The 24,816-nt window shown below is 30.0% G+C and carries 13 protein-coding genes and 1 riboswitch; of the genes, 3 read left to right on the top strand and 10 right to left on the bottom strand.

Annotated elements, in window-relative coordinates; all coding sequences use genetic code 11:
• Positions 1-142 precede the first annotated feature (142 nt).
• The 6 genes from BV55_RS0108385 to BV55_RS0108360 all read right to left on the bottom strand — a co-directional run bounded on the left by BV55_RS0108385 (position 143) and on the right by BV55_RS0108360 (position 9,148).
• Positions 143-1,540 carry an MATE family efflux transporter gene (locus BV55_RS0108385; protein WP_029452382.1) on the bottom strand — a complete coding sequence of 466 codons (1,398 nt, stop codon included), beginning with the start codon at positions 1,538-1,540 and terminating at the stop codon, positions 143-145.
• Between the two features lie 129 nt (positions 1,541-1,669).
• On the bottom strand, positions 1,670-2,824 hold the full coding sequence (locus BV55_RS15135; protein WP_051652461.1) for an SH3 domain-containing protein: 1,155 nt from the start codon (positions 2,822-2,824) through the stop codon (positions 1,670-1,672).
• A gap of 234 nt (positions 2,825-3,058) precedes the next feature.
• Positions 3,059-4,468 carry a flotillin family protein gene (locus BV55_RS0108375; RefSeq protein ID WP_035794669.1) on the bottom strand — a complete coding sequence of 470 codons (1,410 nt, stop codon included), beginning with the start codon at positions 4,466-4,468 and terminating at the stop codon, positions 3,059-3,061.
• 39 nt (positions 4,469-4,507) lie between these two features.
• Positions 4,508-5,047 (bottom strand): NfeD family protein, encoded by a 540-nt coding sequence (locus tag BV55_RS0108370; RefSeq protein ID WP_029452379.1) that lies wholly within the window; start codon positions 5,045-5,047, stop codon positions 4,508-4,510.
• A gap of 149 nt (positions 5,048-5,196) precedes the next feature.
• Positions 5,197-7,200, bottom strand: a complete 2,004-nt coding sequence (locus BV55_RS0108365) for a S9 family peptidase (RefSeq protein WP_029452378.1) — start codon at positions 7,198-7,200, stop codon at positions 5,197-5,199.
• Between the two features lie 229 nt (positions 7,201-7,429).
• Positions 7,430-9,148 carry a methyl-accepting chemotaxis protein gene (locus BV55_RS0108360; protein ID WP_029452377.1) on the bottom strand — a complete coding sequence of 573 codons (1,719 nt, stop codon included), beginning with the start codon at positions 9,146-9,148 and terminating at the stop codon, positions 7,430-7,432.
• Between the two features lie 563 nt (positions 9,149-9,711).
• Between BV55_RS0108360 and BV55_RS0108355 the strand changes: the two genes are divergently transcribed.
• Positions 9,712-9,981 carry a CD3324 family protein gene (locus BV55_RS0108355; protein WP_029452376.1) on the top strand — a complete coding sequence of 90 codons (270 nt, stop codon included), beginning with the start codon at positions 9,712-9,714 and terminating at the stop codon, positions 9,979-9,981.
• 318 nt (positions 9,982-10,299) lie between these two features.
• Complete coding sequence (locus BV55_RS15345) at positions 10,300-11,958, top strand: GNAT family N-acetyltransferase (RefSeq protein ID WP_084170521.1); 1,659 nt, start codon at positions 10,300-10,302, stop codon at positions 11,956-11,958.
• 69 nt (positions 11,959-12,027) lie between these two features.
• Here the strand turns inward: BV55_RS15345 and msrA are convergent, their stop codons facing one another.
• Entirely contained in the window at positions 12,028-12,504 is a 477-nt protein-coding gene (gene msrA / locus BV55_RS0108345) for a peptide-methionine (S)-S-oxide reductase MsrA (RefSeq protein ID WP_029452374.1), read from the bottom strand.
• Between the two features lie 23 nt (positions 12,505-12,527).
• Complete coding sequence (locus BV55_RS0108340; protein WP_242850864.1) at positions 12,528-15,827, bottom strand: DEAD/DEAH box helicase; 3,300 nt, start codon at positions 15,825-15,827, stop codon at positions 12,528-12,530.
• Positions 15,828-16,214: 387 nt separating this feature from the next.
• On the opposite strand from BV55_RS0108340, the gene BV55_RS0108335 reads away from it, so the two are divergent.
• Positions 16,215-18,236, top strand: coding sequence for a methyl-accepting chemotaxis protein (locus BV55_RS0108335; RefSeq protein WP_029452372.1), 2,022 nt, complete (start codon positions 16,215-16,217; stop codon positions 18,234-18,236).
• Between the two features lie 89 nt (positions 18,237-18,325).
• Here BV55_RS0108335 and BV55_RS0108330 read toward each other — a convergent pair whose 3' ends face one another.
• Both BV55_RS0108330 and proC read right to left on the bottom strand, forming a co-directional pair.
• Entirely contained in the window at positions 18,326-23,254 is a 4,929-nt protein-coding gene (locus BV55_RS0108330; RefSeq protein ID WP_029452371.1) for an Ig-like domain-containing protein, read from the bottom strand.
• Positions 23,255-23,576: 322 nt separating this feature from the next.
• Positions 23,577-23,763: riboswitch (cobalamin riboswitch) on the bottom strand.
• A gap of 234 nt (positions 23,764-23,997) precedes the next feature.
• A complete protein-coding gene (proC, locus tag BV55_RS0108325) occupies positions 23,998-24,810 on the bottom strand; it encodes a pyrroline-5-carboxylate reductase (protein ID WP_029452370.1) in 813 nt (270 codons plus the stop codon).
• Positions 24,811-24,816 lie beyond the last annotated feature (6 nt).

The following is a 24,816-nucleotide window of genomic DNA, read 5'->3' as shown; positions in this document are numbered from 1 at the left end:
GTGCATAAATTTTTGCCCTTATTTTTAACAAGTGTTATTATCCAGCTAAATATGTATATAATCTTTAATATGCTTTTTTGAAACCATAACTATGGTTTAAGAATTAAATAATTATGTTTATGATATAACTAAAAAATAAATTCTAATTATCCACTTCTACTTCAATTTCAGCATCAAACATTGTACTTGTATTATCTACTAGATTTTTTTTATAGAATATGTAGAAACATATACTTGTTGTTATTGCTGCTAAAACATCTGCTATAGGTTCAGCTAATAACACAGCTTTAAGTTTATTTTCAAAAAACATAGGAAGTATTAATATAAGTGGTATTAATAGCACAACCTTTCTAAGTAACGCCATAATTAAAGATATTTTTGCTTGCCCTAATGCAAGAAATGTTTGCTGGCAAGCTATTTGAGCACCAAACAACAAAATTCCTGAAAAGAATATTCTTATACTCATAGATGTAATTTGCAAAAGCTCTGGTTTATTATTAAATATAGATACGAAAACTTTTGGAAATAACATTAGTAATGCCCACATAATTATGGTATAAGTTATGCAATTTATAAATAATATCTTAAAAGTTTTCTTTACTCTATGTAAATTTCCTGCTCCATAATTGTAACTTATAATAGGTTGTGCCCCTTGAGATAGGCCTATTATAGGGAGTGTTATTATTTGCATAATACTGCTCATTATAGTCATAGCTCCTACAGCTAGGTCTCCACCATACATTTGAACCTTATTATTTAAAGCTATTAAAACTACGCTTTCAGTAGAATGCATTATAAATGGAGAGACACCTAGAGCCATAATAGATAAAACTATATTGAAATCTGGAACCAAATACTTCCGCTTAATTTTAATTATGCTTTTATGTCCAATCAAAAAATGCAATACCCATAAAGCTGAAACAATTTGAGCAATTATAGTGGCTAAAGCTGCTCCTTTAACCCCCATATCAAATACAAATATAAATATAGGATCTAAGATTATATTTATAACCGCTCCTGTTATTACTGTAGACATACCAATTTTAGCAAACCCCTGGGTATATATAAAAGGGTTCATTCCTAGTGCTATTTGGACAAATATGGTACCTATAAGATATAAGTTTAAATAATCTAAAGCAAAGTTAATAGTTGCTTCACTGGCGCCAAAAGCCCAAAGTATAGGCTCTTTAAATATCATAAACAATATAGTTAAAATAGTTCCTAATATTAATAACATAGAAAAACTATTTCCCATTATCTTTTCTGCTCCTTCATTATCACCTTCACCCATTTTAATAGCTGCAAGTGGAGCTCCACCCATACCTATAAGTGCGCTAAATGCTGATACTAGCATGATAATTGGAAAAGCTATTCCAACACCTGCCATGGCTATATCACCACTAGGCATTCTGCCTATAAAAATTCTATCTACTATGTTATACAAAACATTTACAAGTTGAGCCAAAATAGCTGGTAAAGCTAGTCTTAACAAAATCTTTCCTACAGATCCTTTACCTAAATCTATTGACTTTTTGTTCAAATCATCATCCCCCTTATAAATAAAAACTTAATACCACTATAAATGATATTCATAATAATTTTTATATTTGTTCTGATAATAATTCTTGTATCCATATCACATATTTATTTTAAGACGTTTGACCTTAAATCAATTCCAGTAACTTCCTAAGTCAGAGTTTGGTATTATTAATATTTTTGGATTTCCACTTGGATCTACCCTTGTTATGATCTCACGCATTGATGTTTCATCCATAGATACGCATCCCCCTGTAGCTCCATTCCCATTGCAGTGTAAAAATATTGCTCCACCTTTATCTTGCACTTGCCCATTGTTATAATCTGTAACTAAAGCATACTTGTACTGATTTGGATAGCTTGCTAAATGTTCATAATCACCACCTGGATTGTTATATATGAGTCTATTATATGTAGAGCTACCGCTATTTAAATCCCAATACATTTCATCAGTTACTTTAGTATAAAAATATCTTGATCCTGGGTTATTTGCAACTCCAAAAGCTGAGATTATATTTAACACCCCAGCTGGAGTCTTATCGGTAGACTGTTTCCTATTAGATATATACGCTAATCCATTACTTCCAAGTCTTCCTGAAGTTTCAGTTATTACCTTCCAGTCTTCACCACTTTTTTCATAAAACTTTATATTGCAATAGCTTGTTCCCATTCCTTTTGCAGTAACTAAAATTACTTGTCTTGAATTTGAAAATGCTTGGTGCTTGAATCCCTTTTTATATTCTTCACTTGAATTACTAGTTACAGTAACGTTATCATTTGACTTATTGGTAACTCTTATATTGCTGGCTATTTTTTCATCCTTTTTCTTCTCTTCGTCATCTTTCTTCTTATCTTCTTCAGTATATTCTTCTATGTACTTAGCACTTACCCACCCTTCCTTTTCTTTATGTTTAATTTTATACCATCCATCTTGCTCACCAAATACCTGTAGTATACTTTTTTCCCCTATTGTATATTCAATGTCATCATTTGGTGCCTTTCTAAGATTAACTTCTGTAATGGTTTTCCCTGTAAAATCTTTTTTAATAAACTGAGACTCTACTTTTAATTCCTCTTCTTTATCATTTATCTTTGCTTCTTCAACAGGAGATTCCTTTTCTATAGAAGTTTCTTCAGCCACATTGTTTTTTCCCTTCAAAGTAGTTACATTATGTTTATTTTCTATAAATAGACCTCCAATTACGCCTATAGAAACTAATATAATTATTACAAAAGCAATTATAGTGGTCTTTTTGTTCTTTACTAATTTTATTATTTCTTTTCCCATAATATTATTCCTCCTCTATTTTTATCCGATGGCTACCATCCGTAACACCCCCTCTCCTCTTCAAGGTGGGGGATGACGGCTGCTACGCCCCTGGATAAGTTCTTCTAAGACTCATATGGAGAGGTGTATTCCTTATAAGCAAACTCCACCTGAGTCTAAGAATCACTTGATAAAGTTAGTACCTGTAGCTTTTAATACAAAAATAGACCTGATTTTCACAGGTCTATCTTAAAATTATCCTTCTATATCCTGTTCGTTTATAGTATTTGTTTCTATGACCTTACTATAACTTTCTTCAGTTTGTTTTGCATCTTCCTTTTTCCCTATACCTTGAAGGATGCTTAGTAAGTCTATTCCCGTAGTAGCCTTTACAGTTTCGGGAACCTTAGTCATTATATCTGTAACATAACCTGTAACTCTTGAAGCTCCCCCCCCGTTTTCTCCTTTTCCACCATCTATTATTACTATCTTTTCTGTTTTAGATAGTGGCTCTGCTATGGCTCTTGCTAACTCCGGTAACTTTTCTACTACCATTTGAAGTACGGCCGCTTCACTATATTGTTTAAATGCCTCTGCTTTTTTCATCATAGCTTCTGCTTCTGCCTTACCTGTTTCTCTTATAATATCTACTTTTGCCATACCTTCTAGCCTCATAGCCTCTGATTTAGCTTGGCCTTCTAGCTTTATGGTTTCTGATTTAGCCTGAGCTTCTTGTATAGCTTGATATTTATCTGCTTCTGATGACCTTTTTACTGTAGCTTCTAATTCCTTTTCTTTTCTTAAAGATTCTTGTTCTGCTAGTTCTATCTCTTTTTGCTTTCTAATTATTTGAACCATCATTTCTGTTTCTGTAACTTCCTTTTTTACCTTGTTACCTTCTATTTCATAAGCTAAATCAGCCATAGCTTTAGAAGTTTCTTGATCTTTTCTATAAGATTGAACTTTAAGTTCTTTATTTTTTACAGATTCAGCAACAGAGGTTTCAGCTATAAGTCTTGCTGCTTCTCCTGCTCTAAAGGCTTCTGATGTTCTTATTTTAGTTTCTTTTTGAGCTTCTGCTTCAGCTATTTCAGCATCTCTTTTAACTTCAGCAATTCTCCCCTTACCTAAGGCTTTAAGATATCCGTTTTCATCTGAAATATCTCTTATAGTAAAGGTCTTTATCTCAAGCCCCATTTGATCTAAGTCTATAGCAGCAACCTCTTGAACTCTAGCTGCAAACATTTCTCTATCCTTATAGATCTCTTCTATAGTCATCTTAGATACTATTTCTCTAAGCTTACCTTCAAGCACATCTTTAGATGTGTCTTTAATTATAGCTATTGTTTTATCTTCATTTCCAGTGTTAAATTGCTCTACAGCTGAAAGTACAGACTCATGATCAGATTTAACCTTTATCACTGAAACTCCATCTGCGCTTATTCCAACACCTTGACCTGTAAGTGCATTACCTATTCTAACTTCAATTTTCATATTTTCTAAGGATATTTTATCTGTTCTTTCTAATATAGGAATTACTATTCCTCCGCCTCCTGAGATTACCCTTTTCTTAAGTCCTGTAACTACTATAGCCTTGTCTTGAGGAACCTTCTTCCACATTGAAAGTATTATTCCAAGAACTATTAGTATAATTACCCCTATCATTATTTGCGGTATATAATTTTCCACAAACTTTCCCCCTTTTTATTTAGATTGATTTTGTACCTCAAAGGTCATAACAAAAAATGTATTTTCCTTGATTTCCTTTATAATAACCTTTTCCCCTACAGGTATTTTAGTAGCCTTAATGCATCTAGCTGGAGATGAATACTTATTTCCATTAGCTACATAAGTTATAGATCCTACCTTTCCTTCTAAAATAGTTTCTATAACAAAGGCTTCTGACCCTATAAGGTCTTTTCTTTTTACCGAACTAGTATTTTCAGCTTTTAATAAATTAACTATAACAAACCTCCATATAAAAATCGCTGAACATATTCCTAGAACCGTGGCAATTAAAATAGTATATTTCCACCCACTTCTTATACCTATAAGCCCCATACCTCCAAATACTGTTGAGAAAACTGCTAATACTGCGGGTTTCATTAAGGATATAAATGGAAATTCAAAGTTTAAATCAATACTGCCACCAATATTAAATATATCAAATATTCCTCCTAATATTACTGATAAAACAGAATAAATTATTCCTATTAAAAAACAATAATAAAACACCTTCTCCATGATTACCTCTAAAATACATATTTTAATATATTATACCATGTTTTTTTATTGAATAATTATAATTTATCATAAAAAATCATTATAAAGTAAAAGGCATCTGCATTGTAGCAGATACCTTTTTATTATTCATATTATTTTATTAGTTACTCTTACTTTAAATAATGATCAAACCAGTTTGTTATTTCTTGAAGCCTTCTCATCCTGTGCGTTGGCTTTCCACTTCTGCTTAATTCATGATTTTCTCCTTTAAATAAGCACATTCTTGAATCTACCCCATGATATTTAAGTGCACTAAACATCTGAAGTGCCTCAGCCATCCAACATCTATAATCCTCATCAGAATGAATAAATAATGTTGGTGTCTTAACTTTATCTGCATATTTAAGTGGAGAGTGCCACCATAATTTATCAGCATTATTCCAAGGTGTACCACTTTGCTGGTCATCTACAAAGTAGTATCCTATATCTGTAGTACCAAATTTTGATATCCAGTTAGATATACTTCTTTGAGAGGCTGCTGCTTTAAATCTATCTGTATGGCCTATTATCCAGTTAGTCATAAATCCACCATAAGACCCACCAGTTACACCAACTCTATCTTTATCTATGCTTTCATATTTATTTAAAACTTCATCAGTAAACTTCATTAAGTCATCATAATCAATGGTGCCATACTTACCTCTTATGTCTGAAAATTCATTTCCTTTTCCATCGCTTCCTCTTGGATTACAGAAAAACACGAAATACCCTTCACTCGCAAAGTATTGCATCTCATGGTAGAACACTTCACCGTAAACAGTTTTAGGCCCCCCATGAATATCAAGTATAGCAGGATACTTTTTCTTTTCATCAAAATCTACAGGCTTTAGTACCCATCCATCTATTATAACTCCATCTTCTGTTTCTACTGCTAACCTTTCAATTTTAGAAAGGCTTATTTCTTTATTAACCCATCCATTAAAATCAGTTAATTGTACTTCTTTTTTGTCTCTTAAACTATATAGTTCTTGAAGCTTTAAATCTCTTAATCCAATAAATAATATTTCTTCTCCATTTACTGTATAACTATCTACAGAACCATTAGTTTCTATGATCTTTTCTATGTTTCCTTCTAAATCTATTCTATTTAAATGAGAACTGTATCCTTCTGTTGTTATAAAATATAAATGATCTTTATATTTTTTAAATCCCGATCCTCCTCCATACCTAGCATCAGAACCTACAGAATTCCAGGTGCTAGTTTCGAAATCAGGTGTTATACAAATACATTTTTTAGTTTTAGTATTGATTTTATAAAATTTAGCATTTTCATTTATACCGTACTTTTTCATGTCACTTCCCATTAAAACAATAGTATCATCCTTCATAAAGTTTACATACGAATAAGCAAACTTTTCGTCTTTTGTTAGCTTATCTGTATTTTTACTTTCAATATCATAGGTATAAACATTATCTATCATTGATAACATATCTTTAAATTCATTTGCAACAAATACTACCTTTGATTTATTTTTATTTAAATTAAAACTTCCAACAGTACTTGTCTCTTCAGTTATCGCTTTACACTTATTACTTCCTATATCATAAATATATAACCTGTCCCTCTTTTTGTTAGTAAATCCGCTACCATTACTCCAAAATGGAATTTCATCTATTACCTGATAGTCCTTTTCTTCTTTTCTTTTCTTTAATTCCTTTGACTTTTCTTCATCACTTAATCCATCTAAATTAAATTGCATTGGGTCATATTCCGCTGCAAATATAAATTTATCTTCCCTAGCTTCTTTAATGCTTCCTACTCTTAGAGGTATTCTAAAGAACTTTTCAGCCTCTCCTCCATAAATATTTATCTTATAAAATTGAGTAAAAGCCTCGCCATCTTTTAACTTTTCCTTATCCTTCTCATCTCTAACACTTGAAAATAATATGTTTTCTCCATCTTCTAACCATATGAAATTAGATTCCTTATCAAATGAAGTGAGTTTCCTATACTCACCACTCTCTACATTATATAACCATAGATTGGATGAATACTTATTATCCTCTACATTTGATTCATGCATAACAAAGCAAGCAAATTTACCATTAGACGATAAATCAACATTTGATAAAAACTTGTATTTAGTAAATTCATCTAAGTTTAACTTTCTCATTTTTATCCTCCTTTTACTAATTTATAATTAGTCTTCCTGTCCTTATTATACTCCATTTGCTTTTACATTTGAAATTCTCATACGCTCTTTTACTTTAATCTTATTTGATAATAGTGAAAACTGTATCTTTTATATCCTATTATCCTATATATTTTGTTAAATTAAAAGAGTCTATACCCTTTAACCGATATAGACTCTTTCTTGAATCACTTATTTAAAGTAGCTTAATTTAGATTTTAAATTTATCTACTTCTATTTTTAGTTTCTCTGCAATTTCTTTTGAGTTTTCTGCTTCCTTTGTTATATCTAAGGACTTTTGAGTTATATTCATTACTCTTTCAGCAATATTACCTGTACCTTCAGCACCTTCATTGGAAGCTTGAGCTACTTGCTCTATAGTTTTTATAATTTCCTCTGTAGATGCTAATAATTCTTCAGAGGTTGAACTAAACTCTGTTACTAACTCATCTATTAAATTAGCGTCTTCACTATACAGTTCCGCTACACCTAGCATACGTTTATAATCGTCTTGAACATCTACAGAAACAAACTGAAGTAATTCATTAGAACTATCTGCTAGATCATTTACTGACTTAGTAACCTTATGTGTTATGCTTTGTATTTCAATTACTGTATCTTTTGATTGTTCTGCAAGTTTCCTTATTTCTTCTGCAACTACAGAAAATCCTCTTCCAGCCTCACCTGCTCTGGCTGCTTCTATAGCTGCATTTAAAGCTAAAAGGTTAGTTTGAGAAGTTATTTGCATGATTGATTCTGATAATATATCTATTTGCTTTACAACTGTTGAATTTTCTATTGCCTTTTCTAAGGTTTCTTTATTATTTTCGAATACACCTAATACTTTTTTCTGTGATTCTATAACTTCTCTTTTTATATCAATTGCTCTTTTATTTATTTCTCCAGCTGAAACTGCTCCGTCTTGGGCTCTACTTGCGATAGATTGAACTACTCTTTCTATTTCTAATGAAGATGCATTCATTTCTTCAGAGGATGCTGCTGTTTCTTCCATCCCAGCTGAAAGTTCCTCTGTAGTTGCTGAAACCTCTTCAATGTTAGTATTAAGATCATTTACATTTTTTAATGTACTATTAACTATACCCTCTATATCATCAGACTGCACTTTTAAAATTACCATCAAGTTCTTTAAAGACTCCCTCATAATACCCATAGATTTTCCCATAGTACCAATTTCATCTTTTCTTTTATTAAATATTTCAGGAAGCTCTGTAGAAAAGTCGCCTGTTGCTATTTTATCTAGGTATTCTACACTTACCCCTAAAGGTTTTGTAATAGAGTTAGAAATAATTAAAGTAAGTATAATGGATATAGCTATACTAATTACCATAATTAATTGAAATATTCTTATAGAGCTTTGAAACTCTGCTTCATTTAAATCAATAGTCTTTTTAGCCATATCACTATTATACACTGAAATTTCATTTAACTTATCTTGAAATTCATTTGATGTAGCTTCTATCTCATGATATTTTGATAATGCTTCATCTGAATTACCTTCCAATGCAAGCTTTATGACCTGGTCTCTTCCTTTTACATATTTTTCAAGGCTACTTTCAACACTAGTAACTCTACTTTTTTCGAATTCATCTATAGTACTCTCCTTATAGCTTTTCCAGTTTTCTTCAAATATATTAGCTCTTCTTTCTATATCCTTTATTTTTTCATTCTGTAGATTTTTATCATCCTTATGTAATATGATGTAATATATATCTGCTTCTATAGCTCTTGATTGGTTCCTGTTGTCATTTATATATTGAACTGGAATTAAGTTTTCAGAATATAATGATTCTATATCTTTATTTGCTTTAGATATATAATGATAACCAACAAACCCAATAATACAACATAATAAAGTCATTGATACAGACAATAAAAGTATCTTTCCTCTTACCTTTAAATTATTAAACATAGTATCTCCCCCAATAATATTTATTTAGCACTATTCGTCAACCATTATTTGTATATTTTTTTGAATTTAAGTTTAATTTTAATTAAATTTATATGATTTTGTTAGCAATTAGGCAATTTTATATAATGCTATTGTTGTATTTTATCACATAATGTCACGTGGTGTAAACATTTGTATTATTTTTCTTTTTCCCCATTAAACCTTTCCCATGACATATAACCCCTATGTAATTTTCAATTACTTTTAACTAATAATTGTATCATTGCCATCTTTAGCTATTCATTATATAATTTAAAATAAAGAGCTATTTTTGGGAGGTGAGATAATTATGATAAACAAATTTAAAAGTGCTGAAAACCTAAAGGTACTCTATGCAAGGTCTGTATGTATGACTTATGGCAATACTTTGCGTAGGGATATAATGTGTAGTTGCCTTTAAACATTATGAAAAAGGCAACTTAAATATAAGCTTACTTTGTTTAGATGTATCCTTAATAAAAATTCATATATAACACAGGCTTTATTTCCTTAATTTAAAATAAAGATTTAAGGGGCTGAGTCTTGTGAAATATGTAAATGTTCAAACCGTTTTACCAGATAGTTTAATTGAAGAAATTCAAAAGTATATTAATGGTGAATACATATATATTCCATCTAGAGGGGACACACGGAAAAAGTGGGGAGAAACTTCCGGAACACGTGATTATATAAAAAAGAGAAATGAAGATATAAAAATCAAGCATAATAATGGACAGACATTTCTAAATTTAGCTGAAGAATTTTTCCTTTCCGTTGACAGTATTAAAAAAATTGTGTATTCAAAAAATAAATAGAACTAAGATGAAAGCTACTTCTCTTATAACAGGTGGTAGCTTTTTTATCCGATGGCTACCATCCGTAACACCCCTATCCTCTTCAATGTGGGGGATGACGGCTGCTACGCCCCTGGATAAGTTCTTCTAAGACTCAGATAGAGAGGATGTATTCCTTATAAGCAAACTCCACCTGAGTCTAAGAATCACTTGATGTAGAAAACAATACAGAAAAGTTCTTTATCTTTTATCTTAGTACGCTAAAACCTTATAATTAAGCAAGGCTATAGATAATCCTGTAGCTCCATGTACATGAAATATTAAGGAGTGTGATAATAAATGACAAATAAGGATGTTACCAGGGAAATGAAAATCAACAAGTCTTGTTTTGACATATTTCCAGAATTGGAATCTGAAAGATTAATATTCAGGGAGGTAAATTCAAATGATGTAGAAGATATATTTAAAATTTACAGTGACCCTAGGGTGGCTAAATATGATTGGTATAAACCAATTGCTACTATGGATGATGCTCTTTCTATAATAAAGCGTTACAAGGATGAATTTCAAGATAGAGAAGAGATTACCTGGGGGATTATAAAAAAGGATGATAATAAGCTCATTGGTTATTGCTACTTAGGGGATTTTGATAATGATTCAATAAGAAGTGAGATAGGCTATGGATTTAATCGCAAGGAATGGAATAAAGGATATGCAACTGAAGCTATAAAGACTTTAGTAACATTTGGGTTTGAGATTATGAACCTTAACAGAATAGAGGCTACTGTAACTCTTGGTAACAATGCTTCTGTAAAAGCTTTAAAGAAATCTAACTTTACCAAAGAAGGTATTTTTAGAGAAAGAACTATTATGAAGGGTCAGTTTCCCGATGATGTTATACTAGCTATAATAAAAAAGGATTATATTATGAAATATAGACATTTTAAAAGTAATATAGAAAACTTATTTGAGGATTATACAAAAAATCATTACTTTTCAGGAGTAGGATTTGTGAAGATTGGGAATGAAATAATTTATGGTGGAGCAAAAGGGTATGCTCATAAAGGATATAAAATTGAGAATACCTTAACTACTAAATTTGACACAGCCTCAATAACAAAACTTTTTACTACTGTTGCCATTTTGCAACTAGTTGATAGTGGTAAACTAAATTTAAGTGACAAAATACTTGATATTATAGATATTGGTGAAACAACTATTTCAAACGAAGTAACAATACACCACTTATTAACTCATACTTCTGGTATCGCTGATGATGCTGATGAGGAAGCTAATGAAGACTATGAAGATATTTGGAAGGATAAACCATGCTATACTACTCGAGAAACTGTTGATTTTCTACCAAATTTTATTCATAAAGAACCAAACTTCAAACCTGGAGAAGGTCATAGATACAATAATGTGGGATTTATATTACTTGGTTTAGCTATTGAAAAGGTTACTTGTATGAAATATATAGATTATATAGTTGAGAATGTATTTAAAGTTGCTAACATGGCAAATACTGAATTTTGTTCTTTCGATGGCATATTTGAAAATATTGCTGAGGGTTATGGAATGATTGAAAATGAAAATGGAGAATTTATTGGTTGGAGAAAAAATATCTTCTCATATCCACCAATAGGGTCCCCAGATAGTGGAGCATACACCACAGTAGAGGATTTAGATAAATTTATACATGCATTAAAGGATGGATATTTATTGTCACCTAAATTAACTAAGGAAATATTTAAAGATCGAATATTAGTAGAAGATAATGAAATTGTTCGCTATATTCAATGTTATGGACTTGATTCATTTTTTAATAAAAAATATAACTCCCTATCCTATGGTAAGGATGGAATAAATGTAGGCGTTGCAAATATACTAAAGTATTATCCAGAAAATGATATGACAATAGCTATAATGTCTAACCAAGGGGCAAATGTATGGAAAATGTGTAGTGATATACAAGATATAATATTTGAAAATAAATAAGATATATCCATATAAAAAACAGCTAACCTTATTTAAAGATTAGCTGGTTTTTATATAGTTAAAAATGATTTAAAAATCTAAATTGATGTGACAATATCCACCTGGATTTTTCTTTAAATACTTTTGATGATACTCTTCTGCATCATAAAAGCATTTAAGAGGTTCTATTTCAGTAACTATATCTGCTTCATACTTTTCTTGTTGTTTATCTTTAGTCTTTAGTATTGTGTCTAAATCTTTCTCATCTAAATAATATATTCCAGTTCTATATTGAGTTCCTTTATCATTTCCTTGTCTATCCCTTATAGTTGGATCTATTATAGACCAGAATCTATTTAAAAGCTCTTCTAATGTTATAATACTTTCATCGTACTTTACTAGACAAGCCTCTGCATGACCTGTGATTTTTGTGCAAACTTCTTCATAAGTTGGATTTACTCTATCCCCATTTGCATATCCAACCTTTGTTTCCATTACACCTTTTATTTTTAACATGTATGCTTCTATACCCCAAAAACATCCTCCACAAAGGACTATTTCTTTCATGTTTTATCCTCCTCATATTAAAATTAGATTTTAAACAAGTTTTCCATATCTTCTTCTGTCATAGTACTTAAGAGTACTTTATCATGGTTTTCTCCATCAAGAACACTTTTTATTATTTCTTTTTTCTTTTCCTGAAGATCATAAATTTTTTCTTCTATGGTTCCCTTTGTTATTAGTTTTATTACTTCTACAGTTTTTGTTTGGCCTATTCTATGGGCCCTATCTACAGCTTGATCCTCTACTGCTGGATTCCACCAAGGATCAAAGTGTATTACTAAATCCGCTCCTGTAAGATTGAGCCCAGTTCCCCCTGCTTTTAATGATATTAAAAATACCTGTGCATCTCCCTCATTAAACTCATTAACCATGCCCATTCTCTTTTTAGATGGTACAGATCCATCTAAATACATAGATTTTATATTACTTTTGTCTAATCTTTCTTTTATACTTTTTAAGATTGTAGTAAACTGAGAAAATAGCAGAACTCTATGACCATTTGAAAGACTTTCCTCTAATATTTCATCTAAGGTAATATATTTCCCACTATCTCCAGTATAATTATCTAAAAAGCTTGAAGGGTCACAACAAATCTGTCTTAGCCTTGTAAGCAAAGAAAGTATCTTAATCTTACTTCTATTAAAGCCTTTTTCTTTTATTTCTTCTTTTATTTCTTCCTTAAAGGAGGTCACATAAGAAACATAAAGCTTCTTTTGCTCTTCTGTCATATCTACTATTACTTTATGCTCTATCTTTTCTGGAAGTTCTAAAGCCACATCTCTTTTAAACCTTCTTAATATAAAAGGTCTTATAAGCTTTAATAGTTCGTTTAATACTATCTCATCTTTATCTTTTACTATAGGTATTTCAAATTTCTTTGAAAATCTTCCTTGAGTCTTTAAATATCCTGGCATAATAAAGTCAAAAATTGACCAAAGTTCTGTTAGTGAATTTTCAATTGGTGTTCCTGTTAATGCAAACCTTTTTTGTGCCTTTAATTCCTTAACGGACTGTGCATTTAAAGATGATGGGTTTTTGATTTGCTGTGCTTCATCTAAAATACATATACTAAATATTATGTCGTTGTATTCCTCTATATCTCTTCTTATAAGTGGATATGAAGTTATAATTACATCATATTCTAATAATCCTTCTCTTTGAATTAGCCTTTCGTTTTTGCTACCGGAAACTACAAGTATTTGAAGATTTGGTGCAAACTTTTCAAATTCACTAAGCCAATTATATACTAAAGATGTAGGACATACTATTAAAGCTGGAGTATTAAGTGCCCCCTCTTCCTTTTCTGATGCAATATAGCTTATAGCTTGAAAGGTTTTCCCAAGCCCCATTTCATCTCCTAAAATACCACCAAAATCACAGTATGAAAGAGTCTTAAACCACTTAAATCCTATTTTTTGATAATCTCTTAGGTTACCTGTTATTCCTTTTGGTAATTCATAATTCGAATTTTTTATATCTTTCATAGCATTTACTAAATCTTCAAAGGTTTTATTTTTCGAAATAAAATTAAGATTATTAACCTTTATATTTTCATCTATATAAAGGGACGCATATTTAGGTAATATAACCTTACCTTTAGATAATTTATCTGCATCAATATCTAAGGTTTGCATTAATAAATTAAAATCGTGAATTTCTCCTGAATTTAATGGAAGAATATCACCACTTTTAAGCTTATAATATTTCTTTCTTTGTTTTAATGAATTAAATAAGCTTTTAAGTTCTGATTTATCCATGCCTTCTACTTCAAAGTCAAACTCTAATAAATTTGCATTATTTAGTGATATAGAAGACTTGAAACTCTTAGATGACATTACCTGAATATTTTTAAAGCTATCTGAGTAATAAACTTCACCAAGTGAATTTATATTTTCTATTCCTTGGGCTACAAAATCTATTATCATATCTTCGTCTTTTAAGTAATATTTATTATTTTCCTTTTCAAACCCCATATCCTCTAATGTTCTAAGCGCAATATTTTCTTCATTAAGTTTTCTTATAACCACAATAGCCTTGTTATCTTGATCCTTATCTTTTAAATTAAATGAGGTATCTCCATATTTAAAAACTATATCACAGCTTACATAGTCTTTGTCTTTATCTAAATAAAAACTAATTTCTAAAGCCTCTTCTTTTATAATACTTTCTAAGCTTTCATCTGCTATTATGCTTTCACTTATAAATCTAAGTTTCGGTATAATATAAGTTGCTACCTCACTAATTTCGCTCTTTTTAAAGTTTATATTGTTACTACCCTGTTTTTTCATAGTTTTGTATATAGGCATAAGTGATTTTATCTGCTCTTTAGAAGGTAGGTATAAATCCCCCTTATACATATATATCTTGTTTTTTCTATCTACGGATTCTGGAATACCCTCATTTAACTTTAAGCTTAATACATCATCAGTCATAGAAATATTAAAATTAAGTGGTATATCCTTAGTGAATACATTTATACTTTTGTAATCTTTTCCTTTAAGAATAGCATTTATTTTCAATCCACTTTTTAACCTTAAAAATCTAATTAACTGTGACTCTGTTAAATAGGCTCTCTTACCACTAAAAAATATTGATTTATTCACATACATATTGGTATTTACGTGATTATTATTATCATATATTTCTTTAATCAGTAAAAGAACATCATAATCTTCTTTTGAAAAATATTGAGTTTTAGGATAAAATTCAAATCCTTTTCCAAAATAAATTGACTGTTCATTTAAAAACACACTTTCTATAAATTCCTTTAAATTTTTAACCACATAAAGTCTCTCAAGGCCTACCTTAAGTTCTAATGCATATGGTTTATAGAAATCATCGTTAATTTCTATTAATGCTTCCATATTAATAAGTTCATTTGCTTTATAGTTATCCTTTGATTCTTGCCTATAATAATTTAGTAGCTCTGAGCCATCATCTTTAAGTAATTCTCTCATTCTACTTTTTTGCGTAGTACCTTCTCTATTAATCTTTATGAATACAGCCGCAATATGCTTACATTTTCCATATTCAGTGAAATCCAAACAGTTGCAGCTAGAATACATAGCCCCATTTCTCCTATTTGTTAAAATATTTACCTTATAATCTTTTAGATCATAAGCTGACTCCACTGTAGAAATAACAGAAAACGTATTTTGTGAATCCTCTAAAACATCAATTTTCCTTACCTTATTTCTGTAATACATATCAAGACCTGTATTATAAACTATATCTCCTAGTAAATCTTTAATGTCATTATCATCAAAACTAAAAATCATAAGTTGCACCTCTATTAATTCCTTAGGTAACTTCCATAAAGTATCCATCTTTAAGGATACCCTTAATATTTAAAATAGTAAATATATATCAGTATGCCTTTTTATATTTCCCTAAATATTTACTTATATTTAGATTTTCTATTATTTACCCTATAAAATTATACCATAAACTATAGCACAATGAATAAATTTAATGCTTATTACTGTTAATCCTTTTTCTAAACCTTCATCAAGTCTAAGATCTTATTAGAAATAAGTTTAAACATATTAAAAATAATTTTAAACTTATTAAAACTTGTAGTAAATATCTCCTTACTATATTCATTAATATGAAAATTATTGTATCTTTTGAAAATCGTCCTTAATTAATGACTTTCCTTACATTATATGATAAAATTCTCATATAAACATGTACTAAATAAGGGGGTTAATTATATGACCAAAACTAAGAAAAAGGTTAAGTCTATAAGATTTAAAATTTTAACAGTTCCAATTATTATAATCTTTATAATAATTGCGTGCCTAGCTTCTGGCTCTGTGATAATTTCAAAATCCAAACTATTATCCCAGATGGAAGTGGATGGGTCAAACATAGGTACTCAAATTTCTAAGCAAGTTGAAAATAATAGCCTTGCTCTAGATATTCTAAATGAAACTATAGATGATAAAATTAAAAATTTAGGTTCATTTATTTCTATTAACATGGGCTCTGTTAATAACGACTATTTACTTTCTATAGGAAAAGAATTTAAAGTAGATGAAATCTCTGTAACAGACCCTTCTGGTGTAATAATTTATTCTAACATACCTGCAAATATAGGACTTTCATTTGATAAAGATCATATATACTATCCTGTGCTTAAAGGTGATCAAAACTTTTTAATTGAAAATATAAGAAAGAGCCGTGAAACTGGAGATTACTATAAATATGGTTGTGTAAGAACTGCCGATGGTGGCATAATACAGCTTGGTATCGCTGCTAATAACATCCAAAAGTTAACAGACGATCTTGAAATCCAAACATTACTAGATACTACAGTAGAGGATAATGCCATAGTTTATGGTGCATTTATGGATAATAATTTAAAAATAATAGCTCATAGTGATAAAGATGAAGTAGGCTCAACTTTAGACGATGAAAAAATCAAATCATCTATAACTGATGGAAGTACTTACTCATCTATACAGAATTACAAGGATGATTTAAATGTTTACAATGTTATAGTACCCGTAAATAAAAATGGGGTCCATGTAGGTGCAGTAAGTATAGGCCTTTCCATGGATAATCTTAACAAAACTATCTATGATACTATTTCATTTATACTAATTATTAGCGTAATATCTTTTGCAATAGCTATAATAATAATGTTTCAAATATCTAGAAGTATTATTAAACCATTATCTAATTTAGTTTTAGCTTCTACAGATATCTCTAATGGTAATCTAAACAGTAAAATAGATATACATAGTAATGATGAGATTGGTATATTAGCCAATAGCTTTAATCATATGGGTGAAAGCTTAAAAGTTGCAATTACATCTATAAAAGAAAATACATCAACCGTTAATGATATGGCATCTAATTTAAAGTCTATTTCAGAACAGACTTCTTTAGCCACTGGAGAAGTAACCATGGCAGTTCAAGAGGTTGCAAATGGTACAAGCCAGCAAACTAATGATCTTCTAGATATTTCTACTAGTATGTACAGCCTAGCTGAAGAATTAGAAGTTATTGAAAAAAAGGTTACTGAAGTTAAAGATAGTTCTATTCTTACAGAAGAAAAAGCTGTAGTTAGTAAAGATCAAATAAACTTACTTTTAGAATCTATAAACAATGTAAATACTTCTTTTAAAACTATGGTTAACAAAATTAACAGTTTAAATATAAGTGTTTCACAAATAGGGAATATAACAGATGTTATAAATGGTATTTCCGATCAAACCAACCTTTTAGCACTTAATGCTGCTATAGAAGCCGCTCGTGCTGGTGAAGCTGGAAAAGGATTCTCAGTAGTTGCCGAAGAAGTAAGGAATTTAGCCGAACAATCGAAAGATTCCACAGAAAAGATACAGACATTAATTAAATCAATAAGCAATGAAACTACAGACGTAATTACAACTTCAGATGAGGTTATCATTACAGTTGAAAATCAAAATCAAATAGTGAATGATACCTTAAGTGCTTTTAACGATATACTATCTTCAATTCATAATATATCTCCACTTGTGGATAATACCAACACCGCTTTAAAATCCACATTAAAATCAAAAGATATAATATTAGAAAAGATAGACACCATTACCGCTGTAGCAGAAGAAACTTCCGCCTCTTCGGAAGAAATTTCAGCTTCCTCCGAAGAAATACTCGCAAGTTCTGAAACTGTATCAAAATTTGCATCAGACCTTAATATAGTTTCAGAAAAATTAAACATTGAAACAGATCGATTTAAAGTCTAAATGAAATATTTACCTAAATAAAAAATACATACTGATAAAGTTACTTTATCAGTATGTATTTTATTTCCAGCACCCCAGAGGTGCTTACATTAAATTACAGATTGTTTCTTTTGTTTTTTTATGATTATTATTCCAGCTATAATCATAATCATTGATATTACTATCAAAGATTCAAATCCTATGATGTTACCTGTCTTAACAAGTTCTTTTGTATCAATCTTAGATTCAGATTTTCCATCTTGAAGAATCTTTATTGCATTTTCTTTTATATTAACATTGTCTGTCTTTTTAATATTAGCATTTACATCTTCCACGTGTGTGTTATCTGTTTCTTCTTTTAATTCATTGTTTACTTCTGTATTATTATCTTTTTGTTCTTCTTTTACTTCATTATTCCCTTCAGTAACACTATCTTTTTGCTCTTCTTTTACTTCAGTAACATTATCCTTTTTCTCGTCTTTTAATTCATTGTTTACTTCTGTATTATTATCTTTTTGATCATCTTTCACATCTTTTACTTCTTCTGCTTCTGCTTCATTTCCTAAAAGAGTTATAGATTTATAAACAGATTTTTTGTTATATATATCTCCTAAAGCAAGTATTGCTTGTTCAGTACTCATTTTACTTTCTGTTCCCCACTCACTCTTAAATTCAAAGTGATCACCAGTTTTAAATGTCAAAAGTGCATCTAAAAGTGTATTACCACTTTTAATCCACTTGTTAGAGAAGATATCCTCTTCATTTGCTATAAGAGCTTGTATCACTGCAGATAATGTATATGGATTTTCATTTCCATAAGATTCAAATCCGCCACTTTCTAATTGCATGCTACTTATATATTCTATAGAAGAATTTATTATTTTTTCTACCCCTTTTATATCTTTATGGTTTGCCAATGCTGTCATAACCATAGTTGTAGTATCTACATCCGAATAATGACCGTCTTTTGCCATAGATATTATATAATTCACAGCCTTTTCTTTATCATAATCAGCCTTTGACATATCTAGTGCAATCATTGCAAATGCTTGCAAAGTTGGCCAATCTTCATCACCATTTGAAATTACAAATGCGCCATTTTCATTTTGTGAATCCTTAAGCATCTTAACATAATTCTTACCCTTGTAATCTTTTGGATTTTCTCCTGCTGCAATAATAGAAATTATGTTATTTATAGCATCACTAACATTGTCCACTTCAAAAACTTCTATCTTATCTTTTACATTTATATTCTTTGATATATTGCGTAATCCTAATGCTTCTCTAAAACTATAAACGTCTTTTTTTTCATAATATCTAGTGATTTCCATTAGGATATCTTCCAGTTTTACTTCTAGCTTTTTATCTGAATCTATACTAGATAAGAAATAATCACTACAATGTTCTATTTCAAATACTATATATCCATCCTTTGATGTATGTGGTCCACTAATCTTTTCTATATTATGAGTATCGTCATTATAATAATATAAATAAACAGGCTTCACACTATCATACTTCATTGTTATCTTAGCTTTAGCTGGTAATATTCCATTATCTTTAAAGGATAATATTTTAGCATCATTATAATCTTTTAAAATAGATTCTTTGTTTTGGCTATCTTTATTTAAATCAATATTTATAGCCTTTATATTTTCCTTTTTTATGTCTTTTGTTTGAAATTCCCATGTCATATCCTTATTTATGAATTTTAAAATTTTACTCTTTCCTAGGGACTTTTCAAATATATCCGAAGAAATGTTTCCATCCTTATCCATACCTATTGTAATATCTTTTACAACTGGATCTTTAATACCTTCACCCACTTTATTTTCATCATAGGTTGTCTCTAAAATTTGTTCCTCTACCGGAAGGGATACTACATAAGTGTTTGGTACAACGTCTATATGCTTATCTCTTTTACCAATCCTTATATTATATATAGCATTTGGTGCTTTAAAATTAACCTTCCCATTATCATCAGTTTTAAAGTTTCCAATACCTTCGATATTAACATCAATGTTTTTCAAAGCTGTCTTATCTTTTTGCTTTAACACAGTTACCTCGTGATTCTCATCTAAAGACTTCAATGATACTACTGGTATATCTGTATATAGTTTAAACTCTTTGTCAAATTCATAATGAGTCATATAAAATACTATCTCATCATAATTAAATTTTCCTTGTGCATCTTTTATATTAGTAAAACCACTTGCTCCTATCATAGGTTGTCTAATATCTAAGCCTCTTTTTACATAATAACTCCACCCAAGATTCTCACTTTGATTTTCTCCGAGTATTCCAGTTACTATGTACCCTTCTCCATTTCCGGTTCCATTAACATTTTCTTTGCCTACAGCCTTCATTAAGACTTCAAGAACATTACTTTGGGAAATGCTTGACTCTACAATATTATTAAATAAAGTCTCTTTGTTACCTTCAACTCTTACCCTTATCTTTTCATAAGGAGGCATGTCTACTATAAAGCTAACTTCTTTTTCTGATTTAACACCTTCTAGTTCTGCTACAACTTTCAGCGTATATTTCCCTGCCTTACTTATATCGCCACCTAAGAAATCTTTTCCATTTAATGTAGACTTCCAGGTTCCTTCATCTGTTGATATATCTATATTTATAGTTTCTGTATATATCTTTCCTTCTTTTACGCCTTCAACTGATATAACTGCTGGTTCTTTTATTTCACTCATAGAATCATTTTTTATTTCAAATATTGATTGTCCATAATATAGGTCAACTAATGCCCCAATTACATGTGACGTAGCTACCATTTCATATGCTCCACCTTCAAACTTTGCAAAGCCACCATATTTATTATTACCTCTTGGTGCTGCCTTAAATTTCAAAAGTGCATCTAGCATACTTTTATCTTTAATCCATTCCTTAGAAAGAGGATTTATATTATTCGCAACTAAGCCCTGAATTACTATAGCTAAAGCCCTTGATTTATTACCTGATTCAAAGGTTCCGTCAGGTTTTTGCGAAGCTTTCATTGTAGTAATAATTGTACTTATAGCATTATCAACCCCTTTAATTTCAGGGTGAGAAGCTAATGCTATAAGGGCCATACCATTAGACTCTATATTGCTATAGGTATTACTTGTATTTTTATTATTAAGTATTAAATCTATTAATGCATTAATAGCAAGTTCTTTATCATAATCAGCTTTTGCAGTTTCTAAAGCTATTATAGAATATGCTAGTATAGCAGGCGCATCAATATCTAATTCTTCATTCATTATGAATTGGCCTTGAAACTTTCCAACTTCTTTTCTTTGGGATTTAACTAGCGATTTTATATAATCTTTCCCTTTATAAGCTTTAGGATCTTTCCCTGAACCAACCAATGCCAATATATTTTGAGCATATATCAACGAAGATTCTCCTATTTTTATATAAACCTTGTCTAATATCTTTTGATCTACATTAACCTTACTTAAGGCAATTGGAACCATAGATTCTACAGTTTCCATTTCATAAAACTTCTTTAAATTTTCGATTTCATTTTTTATTTTTGCCTTATCTTCCACACTTATGTCTTCTAATGAACTAGGCTTTTTAATATTAAAGCTTTTTGCTATCTTTATATTCTGATCATTATCTAGTTGTGCAAATACTGTTATAATACCTTCTTTGCGTGCTTTTAAAAATCCATCGTTATCAATTGAAGCTAGCTTTTTATTATCCACACTCCAAATCAAATTTGCATTTTTAATATCTTCGCCATCCTGGTCTTTTACCATAGATTTTAAAGGTATGCTATCTCCAATTTCTATAGATTCTTCAGTATTTAATATTTCTATAGATTTTGCTACAGGAGAATACACACTTATACTTATATCACTACTTATATCTTCATTCCCTTTTATCAAAGCATGAACATTAGTTGTTCCGTGAATTTTAGCTTTTAATATACCTTTTTCGTCTATGGATGCAATATTTTCATCATCTATAGTCCATATAATTTCATTACCTTGTACTATATCTTTATCTTTATCTAAAATCTTTGTTTCTAAAGATAGAGTTTTACCTTCTTTAATAGAAGTATTAGCTGCTACTATCTCTATAGAATTCGCTTCTTTTTGTTCTTGCTTTACTGTCTTATATGCTGACTTGCCCGTTTCCATACTCTTTAAAGCTAGTATTGAAAGAGATGTGGCTTCATTTTCTGAAACTTTTCTATAAGTACTATTGAATATAAACTTGTCTTCTTCTTTAAAAGATAATAGAGCTGTTAAAAGATTTGTACCATCTTTAACCCATTCATCCTCTAGTGGATTTTCCCCAAGTGCTACAAGGGCATGTATTACCATAGCTGTAGCTACTGCATTTCCTTCTGAATCTGAATCATCATCTGCTAAAGAATTAATTGAAAAACTACCATCATAAAGCTGTTCACTTTTTAAATATTCCTTTAACTCTTCAATTAACGCATTAACACCTTCTACATCTTTATGTGAAGATAAAGCAATTATTGCAAGAGATGTTTTTACAACATTGTCATCAAAACTCTTACCTTCTTCAGATTCTTTTGCAAAGCTCATTAATAACTTAACTGCTGATACTTTATTATATTCAGCCTTAGTCATGTCCATTGCAATAATGGCATTTGCCATATTTTCAGGATATGAATCTTCCTGCTCATTATTTACTACAAAAAGTCCACTTTCTGTTTGTCCATCTAAGACTTCTTTTACATAATTTTTGCCTTCATAATCTTCAGGATTCTTACCTGCTGCAACTAAATTTATAATATTCTTTGGATAAGTTTTAAGACTCTTATATTCATAAATATTTATTTTATTTGAATCTATATTTTCCCCTAATAAATTTAAGGCTAATGTATCATTATCTTCATACTTTGAAAGTGACTTTATATTACCTTTTGTTGTTTCTATAGCTTCTTCTATTAAATCTTCCTTGTCTTCTGCCAAAGCTTTAACCGGAACATATGATATGATATTTAAAAGTATAGAAAAAATTAAAACGATACTTAAAGATTGGAATTTATTTCTTTTCATACTAACACCCTTTCTTTGTTTAAGATTAAAACGATTTTTTAATTTCAGTTTTTAATACCTCCTTATTAGATAAACTCATTTACCTAAATTTATGTTATTTATATAAAAGGTCCTAGTTAAAAGCAAAATGCACCTATCACTTAGCTTTTCACTGTGAATAGGTGCATTAAAATTATTCTATAATAATAAAAAACCTTAGCTTTAAAGGCTAAGGTTTAACTAATATATACAAACCCTATATAAATATACTTATAGTATAATAGTAAACTTATATAGAAATCTTAATATCTTGTGTTAAACCTTTAATCGGAAGGCCCCTACTACACTTTCAACTAGTTAGATGTCCTGACTTATGGTTCATAGCATCCTTCCGCCTTCCCAGAAAAATAAATTCCAGTGACTTTATAATAACATTGAAGTAGCTCCCCAAATACAGTGGCCGTACCGTCCAGGATTTTAACCTGGTTCCCTTTTAACTTATATAATCTTATAAATTCGTAGTTGATTTAGTCTTATTTAATTTTCTATATCTATTTTAATATATTTAATAGTTTATTCAAAACTTGTTAACTTTTATATAAGCAATCTAGCTCCTTGCTATAAGGTCTAACTTCTATTTACTCTTTATATATTAACAATATATTAACGACTTTAAAAAAACTCCCAAAGGAGTTTTTTTTAAGTTATATAAACAAGATTCTAAACTTCTAACAGCATCTTAATTATTTCCATAAATGCATACCTTATTTTAAATTAGACATCTCAATAGACTTTTTAGTACAGTTTCTCATAGCTGAAATAACTGCTGTTCTTAGTCCCTTTTCTTCAAGAGTTGCTACAGCCTCTATGGTTGTGCCACCTGGAGAACAAACCATATCTTTTAAAGCTCCTGGATGCATCCCTGTTTCTAATACCATTTTTGCAGACCCGTATACTGCTTGAGCTGCGAACTTATAAGCTTGGTTCCTTGGCATGCCATCTAATACTGCAGCATCCGCCATAGCCTCTATAAACATATACACATAAGCTGGCGCTGATCCACTTACAGCGGTTACCACATCCATTAATTTTTCACCAACTATTTCTGCTTTCCCAAAGCTTTCAAATATAGTAACCATATACTCTAATTCTTCTTTAGTTACCATGTCATTAGGACATATTGCAGACATACCTTCTCCAACAAGTGCTGGAGTATTAGGCATTACTCTAATTACCTTTAACTTTCTCCCAAATGTTTCTTCTGTGCCCTTAATATCTTTTCCCGCTGCAATAGTTACAATTATTACATCTTCTTTTACTACATCTTTTATTTGATTAATTATCACCTTGTATAAATTTGGTTTTACGGATAATATTAATATATCTGAAATTTTAGCAACCTCATTATTATCAGTAGTTGTATTAATATTATACTTTTCTTTAGCTGCGTTTAAACTTTTCTCATTTAAATCTCCAACTATTATGCTATCTGAAGAAACTATATTACTTTTAATAATTCCTCCCACCATAGCAAGTCCCATGTTTCCACATCCTATAAATCCTATTGTCTTTTTCATAATTAC

The sequence above is a fragment of the Clostridium algidicarnis genome (genome assembly GCF_000703125.1).
GTDB lineage: Bacteria > Bacillota > Clostridia > Clostridiales > Clostridiaceae > Clostridium_L > Clostridium_L algidicarnis.
Note: the sequence above shows the minus strand (reverse complement) of the source record. Positions and strands in the feature narration are given on the sequence as shown.